This is a genomic window from Teichococcus vastitatis (genome assembly GCF_003604215.1).
In the GTDB taxonomy this organism is placed as follows: Bacteria; Pseudomonadota; Alphaproteobacteria; order Acetobacterales; family Acetobacteraceae; genus Pseudoroseomonas; species Pseudoroseomonas vastitatis.
The window spans coordinates 26,800-40,964 of sequence record NZ_QXGS01000008.1; the positions used below are offsets into that span (position 1 = coordinate 26,800).

Here is a 14,165-nt window from a genome sequence, read left to right on the forward strand (position 1 = left end):
CTTTCGGGCAACAAAGGATCAGCGATGCTTGACGCCCCGAGCCCGCCGGCCGCTCCGGCGATGTGGAGGCCGCAGCCTTCCAGCACCCTGTCCGGCTGCACCATGCCCGATGTGGCACACGGTCATCTGGGGCGGATCGGCCTGCGGCAAGTAGCGGATCGGGGTGCCCGGGCGATCAAGCTCCAGAGGTCCGGGTGGCTGGAGAAGCGCGATCGGATGCCCATCGATCCGCGGCTGCGTCCTCCCGGCATCCCGGTAGACGCCGATGCCGGACCGAAGGCCCGGTGTCATGCTGCCCGGCGGGTGACGCTGTCGCACCCAGGTCCGGCGGTCATGCTCCACCGCCCCGCGCCGGGCGGGCCTTCAGCCGCGATCCTCAGCGAGTTCGGTGACATCCGGGCCGGGATCGCGGACTTCCCGTTCACCCCGGTCACCTGAGGCTGCGTCGTTCATGCCAGACATGCTCCCCCCGCCGGATCCGGCGATCGGCACCGACAAGATGCTGTGCCGCAGCGCCGGCGGCGTCGGATGGATGATCTTCAACAACCCCGAGCGGCACAACGCCGTCTCGATGGAGATGTGGATCGCCGCCGAGCGGATCCTGGCCGGCTTCGCCGCCGACCCGGCGGTCCGGGTGGTGGTGGTCACCGGAGCCGGCGGCAAGGCCTTCGTTTCCGGTGCCAACATCTCGAAATTCGAGAATGAGCGCGGATCGCAGGAGGCGGTTGAGGCCTACCAGGCGCAGACCGCCAGGGTGTATGAGGCCCTGGCGACCTTCCCGAAGCCCATCATCGCCGCCATCCGCGGCTATTGCATCGGCGGCGGTACGGCCCTGGCCGTCTGCTGCGATATCCGGATCTGCACCGAGAGCTCGCATTTCGGCATCCCGGCGGCCAAACTCGGATTGGGGTATCCACTCCCGGGCATCCGCCGGCTGGTGCACCTTGTCGGTCCCTCCTTCGCCAAGGAGCTGTTCTTCACCGGCAAGCGCTTCACCGCCGAGGATGCCCGGGTCATGGGCTTGGTGAACCATGTGGTGCCCGACCACCGGCTGGACGCCACCATCGAGGATTACGCCGCCACCATCGCTGGAAACGCCCCACTGACCGTGGATTCGGTAAAGGCGGTCGTCGCCGAGGCCTTGAAGCCGGATCCTGACACGGCCCTGTGCGACCGGCTGGTTCGCGGCTGCTTCGCCAGCGAGGATTATGTCGAAGGGCGCCGCGCTTTCATGGAAAAGCGGCCGCCCCGGTTTCAGGGGCGCTGACCGCCCCGCCCGCATCACCGGCGCCTGCCAGAGACCCGCATCAGACGGGCCAGGCTGCGTGCCGCAGGAGGAGGACGTCCAATGATCAACCGTCGCACCTTGCTGGGCGCCGGGCTGGGGGGCTGCACGCTGGCCCTTTCGGCACCGCGGCCGCGTGCCCAGGAAAGCTGGCCCAGCAAGCCGATCCGCATCGTGGTGGGCTTCGCCGCCGGCGGTGCCACCGATATCAGCACGCGGGTGATGCAGCCCAAGCTGACCGCGATCCTCGGGCAGCCGGTGGTGATCGAGAACCGGCCGGGCGCCGGCGGCAACCTGGCCACCGAGACCGTGGTGCATGCGCCCGCCGACGGCAGCACCTTCCTGATGGGGACCATCGCCGCCCTGGCGATCAATCCCAGCCTCTACGCCAGCATGCCCTTCGACCCGCAGGCCGATCTGGTGCCGGTCGCGATGGCGGGCAACGTGCTGAATGTGCTGGTGGTGCCAGCGGACCGCCCGTGGCGCAGCGTACCCGAGCTGATCGCCGCCGCCCGGGAGCGGCCGGAAACCATCACCTATGGCTCTTCCGGGGTCGGCGGCGCCGGCCATCTGGCGGGCGCGCTGCTCGACCAGATGGCCGGCGTGAAGACAGTGCATGTGCCTTATCGCGGTGGCGGGCCGATGATGAACGATCTGATCGGCGGCAAGGTGGATTACGCCTTCTCCACCGCGCCGACGGCGTTGCCCCAGGTGCATTCCGGCCGGCTGCGCATGCTGGCGGTGCCGACCGCGCAGCGGCTGCGCGCGCTGCCCGACACCCCCACCGTCGCGGAAACCCTGCCGGGCTACGAGGTGCAGAACTGGTACGCGCTGGTGGGGCCGAAAGGCCTTTCTCCGGCCATCGTCGCCCGCATGAATGCCGCCATGCGCGAGACCCTGTCCGACCCGGGGGTCGCCGCCACCTTGGAAGGCCACGGCGTGGAGCCTTCGCCCAGCTCGCCCGAGGAGCTCGCGCGGTTCATCCGCGTGGAAACCGCGAAATGGGCCCCAATCGTTCGCGCCACGGGCGCCAAGGTGGAGTGAGCCGGATGGATCTCGGGATGCGGGGCCGCAGCGCCCTGGTGATAGGCGGCAGCTCCGGCATCGGACTGGCGACGGCCTCGATCCTGGTGCGGGAGGGCGCCGCGGTGACCATCGCCGGGCGCGATGCCGCCCGGCTGGAGGCGGCGGCGGAGCAGGTGCGCGCCGAGGCGGGCAGCGCTCCGGCCACCATGGTGTGCGACCAGTCCGATCCGGCGGCGCTGGCGGCGCTGGCGGAAGGCCTCGGCGAGGCGCCGCTGCACGCCCTGATCTGCGCCGCCGGCGGCAGCCGCCGCAGCGCCTTCGAGGCGCTGCCGGACGACGCCTGGCTGGAGAATTACGAGTTCAACATCCTCGGCACCGCGCGGGCCATCCGCACGCTGCTCCCGGCCCTGCGGCGGGCGGGGAATGCACGGGTGGTGCTGCTCGGCGCCGTGTCGGCGCGGCAGCCGACCGCCCATCAGGTGGTGTCGAACGTGCACAAGGCCGGTGTGCTGGCTCTGGGGAAAACCCTGGCGCTGGAGCTGGCACCCGAGGGCATCGCGGTGAACAGCGTGTCGCCGGGCCGGGCCCTGACGCCGTTGTGGCAGTCCCGCGCCGCCCAGATGGCGCGTGACGAAGGTGTCGACGAGGCGACGGTTCTTTCCCGCGTCGCGGCGGATATTCCGATGGGCCGGCTCGGCACCGCGGCGGAGGTGGCGGCCATGGTGGCGTTCCTGGCGACACCGGCCGCCGCTTATGTCACCGGACAGGCCATCGCCGTCGATGGTGGCCTTCAACGCGCGGTCTGAGGCGGCTGTCCGGCCCGTTGGGTAGGCGCTGCGCGCGGGTGCCATGGCGGAGGGCGATGAGCCGGCACGGCTCCGGAGAAGCCGGTTCGCGTCGCTGGTGTTGCCGGGGCCCGGGAGACGCAGCCATCCCGTGACTGCGGTTTCCGCGGGGCGTCGCGGGATGCGCCGCCTGCCTGCCATCCGGAGCGGGTGGTGAACCGCGTGCCGCCCGGCTTGGTGCCGCGGCCTTCGTTGCGGCACTGCCAGCGTGATCCTAATCCTGCGGTGCGGACAGCCCGGCGACCACCGCGGCCACCTGCGCCAGTTCGCGCCGCAGGATCGGCACGGCATGGTCCACGAACCCGCGCACCGGCGACCAGCGCCGCGGATGGGGCCGGAAGATCATGTTGACGGGGATCGCCTCCGGCTCGAAAGCGGTGAGCACGCGTCGCAACCGGCCCGCCGCCAAGGGCTCGGCCACCTGATACGACAGGACGCGCACCAGGCCCTTGCCCCGCAACGCCGCATCGAGCCCGGCCCCGGCGCTCGTGATGGATAGCTGCGTCCGCACCGGAACCGACCGCGTCCGCCCGCTGCTGGCCTTGTGCCGGAACGTCCAGAGTTCCCGGTTCCCATCCGGGTTCAACCCGATGCAGAGATGATCGGACAGGTCCGCAGGCTCCCGCGGCTGGGCCCGTCGGGCGAGGTAGGAGGGCGAGGCGCAGACGACCTGCCGCACCTCGCCGAGCTTCACCGCGACCAAGCGGCTGTCCTGGAGATGCGCGAGCCGGATCGCGACGTCGACGCCTTCGCCCACCATGTCGACCATGCGGTTCAGGAGCAAGGCCCGCGCCTGTACCCCCGGATGCAACTCCAGGAACGATTCCAGCACCGGCGCGACCTTCAGGCGCCCGAACATTTCCGGCGCGGTCAGCACCAGCGTACCATCCACGACGTTCGGCGCTGGCCCGGGGCGGGCCTCGGCCAGCCGGGCCAGCACCTCGCGCCAGATGACGGCGTAATGCTCGCCCGCCTGGGTCAGGCGCAGGCCGCGCGTGGAGCGCAGCAGCAGCGTTTCCCCCGCACGCTCCTCCAGGAGGGCGATGGCGCGCGTGGCGGCTGCCGGGGAGCGGCCGAGCCGCCGCGCGGCGCCGGCGAGCGAGCCTTCGTCAATGGCGGCGACGGCGATTTCCATCGCATCCAGCCGGTCCATGGTTTCAGTTCCTGCAATCGAGCATGTCATCCAACGCGTATTCGGACGGCCTCTGCAAGCAGCTACGGTCTCCACCGCTGCGAGGAACGCCCTGAACCCGGCGAGGCCTACGGCCACGGCCGCGGCCTTAGTGCCCGCTGCGCCCGCTTCCACCCGCAGGATGTCTTGAACGGAGACGACGATGCCCGACGTCCAGTACCGCACCCACCGGCTTGGCCCCGTGGAGGTCTTCTATCGCGAGGCCGGGCCGGCCGAAGCGCCGGTTATCCTGCTGCTGCATGGCTTCCCGACGAGCAGCCACATGTTCCGCGACTTGATCCCGCTGCTCGCCGACCGCTACCGGGTGATCGCGCCGGACCTGCCCGGCTTCGGTCTGACCAGGGCGCCGGCCCGTGGCAGCTTCGACTACAGCTTCGATACGCTGGCCGATGTTCTCGGCCAGTTCGTCGAGGGCATGGGGCTGAAGCGCTACGCGCTCTACATCTTCGATTATGGCGCCCCGACCGGGCTGCGCCTCGCCATGGCGCACCCCGAGCGGGTGACCGCGATCATCTCGCAGAATGGCAACGCCTATCTCGAAGGGCTCAGCCAGGAATGGGAGGCCTGGCAGGCTTATTGGCGCGACCCGACGGAGGCCAATCGCGCACGCTGCCGTGCCGCGTTGACCAATGACTTCATCCGCGCCCAATACGAGCAGGGCGCGCCGGCCGGACGCGTCGCTCCTGACGGCTACACGCTCGACCAGTTCTTCATGCACCGCCCCGAAGCGGCGGACATCCAGCTCGACCTCATCCTGAGCTACCGGACGAATGTCGCGCTTTATCCGGCCTTTCAGGGCTATTTCCGGCAGCACCAGCCGCCGCTGCTGGCCATCTGGGGCCGGAACGACCCGTATTTCCTGCCGGCGGGAGCCGAGGCCTACCGGCGCGACCTGCCGAAGGCGGAGGTGCAACTGCTCGACACCGGCCACTTCGCCTTGGAAACACACCACCGGGAGATTGCCGGCGCCATCCGCCGCTTCCTGGCGGCCTGATGAACAACCGCCTGCTGAAGAGCGGGGCGAGGCGACCGGCGGGGACAGGGAAATCCGAAAAGGAGCCAGTTGCGCGGCCGCAAACGGCTCTCCCGGACCGGGCCGGGAAGCCTGGGGCCCTGGAGGAAAGTGGCCCCCCGTTCGCCGGGGACCGGGCATCCGTCCGGGATCACCGCCTGCTGCGCCATTCCGCGCAGCAGGAAGCTGATCACAACGGACCCGAGGTTCTGGTCAGGCGGCCTTGACGCCGGCCAGGAAGGTCTTCACCTCGGCACCGAGGCGCTCGGATTGCCGTGAGAGTTCGCCCGCTGCCTGCAGCACGTCGCCCGCCGCCTGACCGGTCTCGCCCGCGGCGGTGCTGACGGCACCGATGTTGCGCGTCACGTCCTGGGTTCCGCTGGCCGCCTGCTGCACGTTGCGGGCGATCTCCTGCGTCGCCGCCCCCTGCTCCTCAACCGCTGCCGCGATGGCCGCGGCGATCTGGTTCACCTCGCTGATGGTGCCGGCAATGCCCTCGATCGCCAGTACCGCTTCATGCGTCGCCGCCTGGATCTGGCCGATCTGGCTGCTGATCTCCTCCGTCGCCTTGGCGGTCTGCGAGGCCAGCGTCTTGACCTCCGAGGCCACCACGGCGAAGCCCTTGCCGGCTTCTCCCGCCCGTGCCGCCTCGATCGTGGCGTTCAGCGCCAGAAGGTTGGTCTGACTGGCGATGCCGTTGATCATGTGCACCACTTCTCCGATGCGCTGGGCACCTTCGGCCAGGGCCCGCACCGTCTGGTCGGTGCGATGCGCATCGGCCGCGGCCCGGCTCGCAACCTGGGTCGACTGCGCCACCTGCCGCGTGATCTCGCCGATGGATGCGGTGAGTTCCTCGGCCGCGGCGGCCACGGTTTGCACATTGGCCGAGGCCGTCAGCGCCGCGCTGGACACCGCCTGCGCCTGCTTCGTCGCCACCCCCGCGCTGCCGGACATCGACTGCGCCGTGGCGTGCAGCTCGGTCGAGGCCGCCGAGAGCATGCCCACCAGCTCGCCCACGCTGCCTTCGAAGCTGCGCATCAGGCCGTCGAGGCGCTGCGCCCGGGCCGTCTTCGCCTCCTGCTCGCGGGTTTGCTCCGCCGCCAGCTGATCCGCCCTGATCATGTTGTCCTTGAAGACCTGCACGGCCCGCGCCATGCCGCCCACCTCATCGCCGCGCTCAAGCGCGGGAACCGGCACCGCCGTGTTGCCCCCTGCCAGGGTCTGCATCGTGCCGGTCATGGCGAGAACGGGGCGGGTGATGGAGCGGCCGATTATCCAGGCCACGGCCGTGCCCAGCAGGATCGCCGCGGCCGAGAGCATCAGCAGGAACCACTGGGCGCCTTCGTTGGCGGCGGTCAGCTCGGCGCCGAGCGCATTCTGGCTGCTGGTGTTCGAGGTACGTGCGGCACCGAGCAGTTCATGCAGGCGGGCGCCATGGGCGTTGAGCTGGGAGGTGACCGCCGTGAGCATCGCCTCGGTCAGCTTCACCTTCTCCTCGAAGGCGGCCCGGTAGCTGGTCAGCAGGGCCTCCGCCTGCGCGGCGTTCTGCCGGAGGGCAGCCGTGCCCAGCTGCGCCGTCAACTCCCGCAGTTGGGTGGCCGTTTCGGCCAGTTCGGCGCGCACCCGGTCGGCCGAGGCGGCATCCTGCAGAATCTCGTAGCGCTGTGCGTAGAGCCGCCCGAGCAGGAGGTGGCGCAGGCTCTCGCCACTGGCTGCCGAAGCGTTGCTGTCGCCGCGCGAGGCGGCAGCGATCCCGGCCAGCAGGCGCTCGATCTCGGGGCCGGCGGCATCCAGCGTCTCCCGCGTCACCTTGTCGCGGGACGCTTCCAGCTTCGCCACCGCCGCGAAGGCCTGGCCATAGGCTTCCAAGGCCTCGCGCCCTTCGGCGATCAGCCGCTGGCGCTCCGGGTCGCGGACATTGGGCGCCAGTTCAAGGAGGCTCTTGTGCGCTTCTGCCAGCTCCGCCTCTACCCGGGCCCGGCGCTCCTCGGTTCCGGAGAGCAGGAAGTCCTTCACGGCGATCCGGGTTTCCAGCATGCCGATCTGGAGGCCGGAGAAGCCGTTGCTGTTGCGGGCGAGGACGCGGTAGCGCCCGAGCCCGTCGCTGGAGTTGCCCAGCTGCATGTAGCCGAACGTGGCCACTGTCGCCGTCACCAGCACCAGGGCGCCGAACCCGAGGCCGATCCGATGGCCGATCTTGAGGTTGGTCAGGCTCATAACCGTGCTCCACGAACATTCTGGCGTCATGCCGACGAATGACCGGAACACCGTAAAACGGAGTCATTACGCGATCGTGAAGATGCTTAACGCTGATGGCGTATCCTGGCCTCCACCCGTGAAAAGCGGCAGGAGCGGAGGCGAGCATCCATCGCAGTCCGGAAGGTTTCCTCATCGGGCGCCGCCTGCCCGAAGGCGGATCCCGCCGTGGTTCACGCGGTTCTTCGCCGAAAAGGAACCCCGGGATCCGGCCAGCGATCCGCTGGCCGGAAGATCCGGAACGATCGCTTACGCCTCGCTGTCCCGGCGCGGCCGGGCGGCCAGCCCGCAAAGACGCTCCGTGAGCTTGTAGGAGTCAACGAACGCTTCCACGGGAAGGAATTCGAAGCGCGAGTGGAAATTATGCGCACCCGTGAAGTAGTTGGGGGTGGGCACGCCACGCGCGGACAGGGCCGAGCCATCGGTGCCGCCCCGCATCGCAATCACCTTCGGGGCGATGTTCATCTCCCGCAACGCCTGGAAGATCAGGTCCACGCAGTGTCGGTCATTCCCGAGCGCGGCGTCGATGTTCTGGTAGCTGTCCTCGATCCGGTACCGGATCTGCGCCCTGGGATGGCGCGCCTGGACCGCCTCGACCACCTCCGCCACATAGGCTTTGCGCGCCTCGAAGCGCAGGGCGTCATGGTCGCGGATGGACATCTGCAATTGCGCGGTGCTCTGGTTCCCCGAGATGCCGTTGCACCACCAGTACCCTTCACGCCCCTCGGTCTGCTCCGGCGTCTGCAACGGGTCGAACCGCTGCACCAGCTCGGTTGCGACCAGGATGGGGTTCACCAGCACGCCCTTCGCCGTCATGGGATGGGCGGTCACACCCGTGATGTCCACGGTCACGCTGGCGGCATTGAAGGTTTCGTAGACAACCTCGCCTCGTTCGCAGGAATCGATCGTGTACGCGAAGGCCACCGGAAAGCGCGACAGGTCCATCGCCTTTGCCCCGCGCAGCCCGATCTCTTCGTCCGGAACAAAGGCGACGATGATGTCGCCATGCGGCAGGCCAGCGTCCTTCAGCCTGGCCACCAGGGTCATCACGATCGACACCGCGGCCTTGTTGTCCGCGCCCAGCACGCTGGTGCCGTCGCCAACCAGGATCTCTTGCCCACGGTAGGGCAGGATCTCCGGATGCTCGCTCACCCGGAGCCGGATGTCCTGGTCTGCATTCAGCAGCAGGTCGCCCCCGTCGAACACCAGCCGCTGCGGCCTGACCTCCGGCGAAAGCCCGACATCCACCGTATCCAGATGCGTGACGAAGCCGATGCAGGGAGCCTCCGGCACTGTTCCGGGAAGCCTCGCCGTCAGGATGCTGTGCTCGTCCAGATGGATATCGGCCAGTCCCAGCTCTTCAAGCTCGGCTTTCAGCATCTCGGCCAGCCGTCGCTGCCCGGGTGTGCTCGGAACGCTGGTCGCCTTCGCGTCGCTCTGGCTTTCCACCGCGACGTAGCGGAGGAAGCGCTCGATCAATTGCTCGGCGAGAGCTTCGGACATGGCAAGGCTCCTGAATGACGTGGCCGTGGATGCGCAGGCCTTATCGCACCCCCCGCGCACGCATCAAAACGCCGGGCGAGGCGGCCGGACCGGGCGGGAAACGGCTGCCCGGCGTCCAGATCCGGCACCACCGGCATGCCGGGCAACCGGTGCGGCACCCTTCCCGACGCGAAGGGCAACGAGCCGGTGTGGGGCTCAGCGGCCCGCGGCCGCCGAGGACCCATGGCGTGCGCCCCGCATGTACCGGCGCTCGGGATGGTAGTGCCGCCCGATCCGCCACCAGCGCAAGGCGGCGTGAAGCGCGGAGCGGATCCGGCCGATCGCGCCGTTGCGGGCTGGTGCCTCGTGCGCCGCCATGGCCCGGCCTCGGGTCCGAACCGCCGCAAACATCAGGCCCGTGCCGGGCCGCCCGCGCCGGACGTCCGGGTGCGGATGCGCGCGACCGGAGGTTCGCCCGGCCGCGATGCCGGCCATCTCACCCGCCCCGGTGGTGATGATCGTGGTAGCGCCGGTGCGCGTGATGCCACGCCCGCCGCTCCTCGCGTTCGCGCTCGATGCGCCGGGCCTCGCGCCGCACCGCCTCGGCGATCCGGGCCCGGTCGCGTGCCCGGCGCTGCTCCTGCCAGTGGCGCTCGTGCCGCACCTCCTGCAGCATCGTTTCTGCCGAGACATGCGGCAGGACCTTCGCCTGCGCCGCCTCGGCTGGCCTGGACGTCACGGCCGCCATGCTTCCCAGGGCGGCGGCCAGAACCATCATCGCGATCCGTCGCATCCTCGCTCTCCCGTGCCTGTTCATCGCGTCTTGATGCAACGGGTGCCGGGTGACGGTGCGGAGGCGGGACGGTGGCGGTGCCGTGGCAGCGGGTAACGGACTGCAACGCCGCCGGGGCGCTCAGAACCGCCCGCCCGGCAGCGTCTCCCGCATCGGTGATTCCGCAACCCCTGCCTGCGGAACACCTCGCGGCGGTCGCGCCGCGACCACCCCAGCCGTGGCCGGGGGATCGGAATGGCCGTCCGGCGCCCTCCATGACCTTCCCGACCGCATCCGTTGCTGCCTAGCCTCCGATGATCCGATGTTGCGCAGCCATGGATGGGAAGAAGCATGGAGATCAGACCCGCGAGGCCCCGGGACGCGGACGGCATGAGCCGCGTCCTGCGGCACATCATCGAGGTGACCGGAACAGAACGGCCCAGCGATCCCGCCCATGTCATCGCGAACTACATCAGGAATCCGTCGGGGATCAGATGCTCCGTTGCCCTGGATGACGCGCAGAAGGTCCTGGGCTTTCAATCCCTCATCAGCGCATTCCCCGGAAACCCCTGCGGCGTTCCCGAGGATCGGGGGATCATCGGCACCCACATCAGCCCGGCCGCGCATCGGCGGGGCATCGGCTCCGCCCTGTTCCTGGCCAGCGAACAGGCGGCGTCGCGAGCAGGATTGGGCAACATCGACGCCTGCATCGCCGCGGGCAACACCACCGCGCTGCGCTACTACGATGCCATGGGCTTCAGGACCTACCGGCAGGAAGGCGGGGTGATTCAGAAGGTTTTCGTGGTCCGGCCTGCCGGCGCGCGGTGACGATGCCGGCAGCCGCCCCGCGCCATCTCCGCGCGGTGGGGAGGCCGGCCATCCATCCATAACATCTCGTCATGGAGTCTGTGCCTCCGGTCAGTTCCCGGCATGGGGTCGTTTGCGCCACGCTCCACCGATCGCATCCGCCGCAGGAACCCCTCCATGCTCAGGACCATGTTGTCTTGCCTGGCCGCCACGCTGCTCGCCTCGGGCGCCTTCGCCCAGGCGTCCGGGTCACCCACGATGGACGCCATCCGTGCGCAGGGCGTCCTGGCCTGCGGCGTCTCGGGCACGAATCCGGGCTTTGCCTTCGCCGACAGCCGCGGCGAGATCGTTGGCAGCGAGGCGGATTTCTGCCGCGCCGTCGCCGCGGCGGTCCTGGGCGATGCCACCAAGGTCAGGTTCGTCAAGCTGACCTCCACGAACCGCTTCACCGCCTTGCAGTCGGGGGAGGTCGACCTGCTGGTGCGCACGGCGACCTGGGCCCTGGGCCGCGAGGCGAGCCTCGGCCTGCTGTTCACCGGCGTCACCTTCTATGACGGCACCGGCTTCCTGGTGCATGCCGCCTCCGGTGTCCGCTCGGCGAAGGAACTGGACGGCGCCACCATCTGTGTGCTGCCGGGCACCACCACCGAGTTGGCCGTGACCGATTACTTCCGGCGCCACGGCATGACGTTCACGCCCGTGCTGATCGACAACGTGTCCGAGCTGCGCTCCGCCTTCCGCTCGGGCCGCTGCGACAGCTATTCGACGGACGCGTCCGCGCTGGCGTCCTTCCGGCACAGCGAGGGCGCTGCGGCCGAGCAGCTGAGCCTGCTGCCCGAGGTCGTCAGCAAGGAGCCGCTCGGCCCCGTGGTCCGCAAGGGGGACGACAAGTGGTTCGACGCGGTGCGCTGGATCGGCTTTGCCATGCTGGCCGCCGAGGAGCTGGACCTGACCAGCGGGAGTGTGGAGGCCGCCCTGGCCAGCCCGAATCCCGACATCCGCCGCCTGCTCGGCGTGGATGGCGAGCTCGGGCGCGCCATGGGCTTGGACAATCGCTGGGCCTTCAACGTCATCCGGCAGGTGGGCAATTACGCCGAGGTCTGGGACCCCTCCATTGCGCCGCTCGGCATCCCGCGCACGCAGAACCAGCTCTGGACCAGAGGCGGGCTGCACTACGCGCCGCCGATCCGCTGACACCCGGCCGCGCTTCCGGCCATCCCGCTCCCCCGCTTCCGACCGAGAGATCCCATGCACGACCTGACCCGCTGCGTTCAGCACCCGGAGATTTCCCGGGAAGGCTTCCGCAGCCTGGCGGTGCCGACCTACCGCGCCTCCACCATCATCTACGAGGACGGGGAAAGCTTCGCGGCCCGCAGCCAGCGCGGCTTCGACGGCTACACCTACGGCCTGCACGGCACGCCGACGACGCGCACGCTGGAAGCGCAGCTGACGGCACTGCACCACGGCGTCCGCACCGTGCTGGTGCCCTCGGGCCAGATGGCGGTGACGCTGGTGTTCCTGACCTTTCTGCTGCCCGGCGACCATGTGCTGGTGCCGGACAGCGCCTACGGGCCGGTCCGCAACGTGTGCCGCGACTATCTGCGGCCGCGCGGCATCGACTACACGATCTATGATCCGCTGACCGACGCCGGCATCGCCGAGCTGATCCACGACCGCACGAAGCTGGTCTGGGTGGAATCGCCCGGCTCCGGCACCATGGAAGTGCAGGACATCCCGGCCATCGTCCAGGCGGCCAAAGCCAGGGGCGTGATGGTCGGCTGCGACAACACCTGGTGCACGCCGCTGCTGTTCAAGCCGCTGAACCACGGCTGCGACTTCGCGGCGGAGGCGCTGACGAAGTATGTGGGCGGCCATTCCGACCTGCTGCTGGGTTCCATCACCGTCCGCGACATCGCGCTCCGCCAGCGCATGAAGGAAGTGCTCCGCAGCCTCGGCGTCGGCGTCTCGCCCGACGAGGTGGCGCTGGCGCTGCGCGGCATCGAGACCATGGGCGTGCGCCTGGCGCATGTCGGGCGGGTGTCGGAAGCCTTTGCGCGCCGCCTGCAGGACCATCCGCTGGTGGAGCAGGTCCTGCATCCCTGCCTGCCGTCCTGCCCGGGGCACGAGTTCTGGGCGCGCGACATCGGCGGTTCGGGCGGCGTTTTCAGCATCGTGCTGAAGCCGGGCGCGGAGGCGGCGCTGAACCCGGCGCTGACGGCGATGAAGGTGTTCGCCATCGGCGCCTCCTGGGGTGGCACGCGCAGCCTCATCGCGCCCATGCCGCTGAAGGGCGACCGCGCCGTGAACCCCTGGACGCAGGAGGGCAGCGTGCTGCGCGTCAGCATCGGCCTGGAGCAGGAGGACGATCTCTGGTCCGACCTGCAACAATTGCTGGCGGCGCTGCATCCCGCCATCGCCGGAGCCTGAGCGGCGAGGCTCAGCCCGCTTCGTCGGCGGAAGGCCGGGACCGGAATGGGCGCGCGCCGCGCGTCCCGGAGGCCTCCTGGGCGGGAGAAGGCCGCGCCCCGCGATCCCGCGCGGCCAGCAGGGCCGCCACGAAGTGCTTGACCAGGATCGATTTCTGCGTGTCGGGGCGGAACAGCAGATAGGTCTTGAAATAGACTTCGGGCTCGAAGGGCCGCATCACCAGGCCGCGTTCGAGAAAGCCTTCCGCGGCGACCGCCTGGGCGAGGCCGACGCCCACACCCTCCAGCGCCAAGGCGCAGACGGTGGCCGCGAAGGGCGTTTCCACGACCGCGTTGGGTCGCACGCCCGCGGCATCGAGCACCGCGTTCATGCGGCCCCTGGCCCGGTCCTCGGCGGACAGGGCGATGAACGGCACGCCGTCCAGGTCCGCCGGATGGATTACCGCCCTGGCCGAGAGCGGATGCCCGGGCGGCATCACGCAACTGGCGCGGCCGCTGGCAAACACCCGGTGCTCCACGCCCGACAGGTCCACCTCGTCGGCCGCGAGACCGATGCTGAAATTCCCGTTCACCACCAGTACCCGCACCTGCGCCGACAAGGCGATCTGGAAGGTGATGGCGGTGTCGGGATGCTGGCCGCGGAACAGCTTGATGGCGCGGGGCATCAGCGTGTTGCCATAGGCAGCCAGGCTGGCGATCCGCAGGCTTCCGGCACCGAAGTCCCGGATCCGCGCCGCCGACATCCTCAGCCGGTCGAGCCCGAGGAAGCTTGCCCGGACGTCGGAGAAGAAGAGTTGGCCTTCCGGCGTGGGAACGAGGCGCCCGCGGATCCTGTTGAAGAGCGAGAAGCCGATCGCCTCCTCGAGGTCGACGATGGCGCGGCTCACGGCGGGCTGCGTGACCTGGAGCAGTTCCGCCGCCCTGGAAGCCGAGCCGCTGATCATGACGGCGTTGAAGATCTCGAGCTGGCGGTGGTTCATCGGATCATTCCCCGTTGCTTGCCTTGCCGCTGCCGGCCGCGCCAGACCCTCCGGCGTGCCGCGATCCGCGCCCGGCACGGCC

General features: G+C 69.7%; 13 protein-coding genes. 8 read left to right on the forward strand and 5 right to left on the reverse strand.

The annotated features are described in order from the left end of the window. Nucleotides 1–102 precede the first annotated feature (102 nt). From D2K64_RS24385 to D2K64_RS12350, 4 genes are all read left to right on the forward strand, one after another. Nucleotides 103–438, forward strand: a complete 336-nt coding sequence (locus D2K64_RS24385) for a hypothetical protein (protein ID WP_162306186.1) — start codon at nt 103–105, stop codon at nt 436–438. Between the two features lie 13 nt (nt 439–451). Then, nucleotides 452–1,267, forward strand: a complete 816-nt coding sequence (locus D2K64_RS12340) for an enoyl-CoA hydratase (RefSeq protein ID WP_238384158.1) — start codon at nt 452–454, stop codon at nt 1,265–1,267. Nucleotides 1,268–1,348: 81 nt separating this feature from the next. Next, the gene (locus tag D2K64_RS12345) at nt 1,349–2,329 is read left to right on the forward strand and encodes a Bug family tripartite tricarboxylate transporter substrate binding protein (protein WP_120008676.1); all 981 of its coding nucleotides are present in this window, start codon (nt 1,349–1,351) and stop codon (nt 2,327–2,329) included. Between the two features lie 17 nt (nt 2,330–2,346). Continuing rightward, nucleotides 2,347–3,117, forward strand: a complete 771-nt coding sequence (locus tag D2K64_RS12350; RefSeq protein WP_238384159.1) for an SDR family oxidoreductase — start codon at nt 2,347–2,349, stop codon at nt 3,115–3,117. Nucleotides 3,118–3,370: 253 nt separating this feature from the next. Here D2K64_RS12350 and D2K64_RS12355 read toward each other — a convergent pair whose 3' ends face one another. Beyond that, entirely contained in the window at nt 3,371–4,309 is a 939-nt protein-coding gene (locus tag D2K64_RS12355; RefSeq protein ID WP_120008678.1) for a LysR family transcriptional regulator, read from the reverse strand. A gap of 181 nt (nt 4,310–4,490) precedes the next feature. On the opposite strand from D2K64_RS12355, the gene D2K64_RS12360 reads away from it, so the two are divergent. Continuing rightward, the gene (locus tag D2K64_RS12360) at nt 4,491–5,342 is read left to right on the forward strand and encodes an alpha/beta fold hydrolase (protein ID WP_120008679.1); all 852 of its coding nucleotides are present in this window, start codon (nt 4,491–4,493) and stop codon (nt 5,340–5,342) included. 231 nt (nt 5,343–5,573) lie between these two features. On the opposite strand, the gene D2K64_RS12365 is transcribed toward D2K64_RS12360, so the two are convergent. The 3 genes from D2K64_RS12365 to D2K64_RS12380 all read right to left on the reverse strand — a co-directional run bounded on the left by D2K64_RS12365 (nt 5,574) and on the right by D2K64_RS12380 (nt 9,891). Further along, nucleotides 5,574–7,577 carry a HAMP domain-containing methyl-accepting chemotaxis protein gene (locus D2K64_RS12365; protein ID WP_162306187.1) on the reverse strand — a complete coding sequence of 668 codons (2,004 nt, stop codon included), beginning with the start codon at nt 7,575–7,577 and terminating at the stop codon, nt 5,574–5,576. A 288-nt stretch (nt 7,578–7,865) separates the two neighbouring features. Beyond that, nucleotides 7,866–9,119: a peptidase T gene (pepT, locus tag D2K64_RS12370; protein ID WP_120008681.1), complete on the reverse strand. Its 1,254-nt coding sequence runs from the start codon at nt 9,117–9,119 to the stop codon at nt 7,866–7,868. 475 nt (nt 9,120–9,594) lie between these two features. Further along, nucleotides 9,595–9,891: a hypothetical protein gene (locus D2K64_RS12380; protein ID WP_157985828.1), complete on the reverse strand. Its 297-nt coding sequence runs from the start codon at nt 9,889–9,891 to the stop codon at nt 9,595–9,597. 369 nt (nt 9,892–10,260) lie between these two features. Here D2K64_RS12380 and D2K64_RS12385 point away from each other — a divergent pair, with 369 nt between their 5' ends. The 3 genes from D2K64_RS12385 (at nt 10,261) to metC (ending at nt 13,104) form a co-directional block, all read left to right on the forward strand. Beyond that, complete coding sequence (locus D2K64_RS12385) at nt 10,261–10,698, forward strand: GNAT family N-acetyltransferase (RefSeq protein WP_238384160.1); 438 nt, start codon at nt 10,261–10,263, stop codon at nt 10,696–10,698. A 156-nt stretch (nt 10,699–10,854) separates the two neighbouring features. Then, nucleotides 10,855–11,871: an amino acid ABC transporter substrate-binding protein gene (locus tag D2K64_RS12390; RefSeq protein ID WP_120008685.1), complete on the forward strand. Its 1,017-nt coding sequence runs from the start codon at nt 10,855–10,857 to the stop codon at nt 11,869–11,871. 54 nt (nt 11,872–11,925) lie between these two features. Next, nucleotides 11,926–13,104, forward strand: a complete 1,179-nt coding sequence (gene metC, locus D2K64_RS12395) for a cystathionine beta-lyase (protein WP_120008686.1) — start codon at nt 11,926–11,928, stop codon at nt 13,102–13,104. Between the two features lie 10 nt (nt 13,105–13,114). Here the strand turns inward: metC and D2K64_RS12400 are convergent, their stop codons facing one another. Beyond that, nucleotides 13,115–14,083 (reverse strand): LysR substrate-binding domain-containing protein, encoded by a 969-nt coding sequence (locus D2K64_RS12400; protein ID WP_120008774.1) that lies wholly within the window; start codon nt 14,081–14,083, stop codon nt 13,115–13,117. Nucleotides 14,084–14,165: the final 82 nt, after the last annotated feature.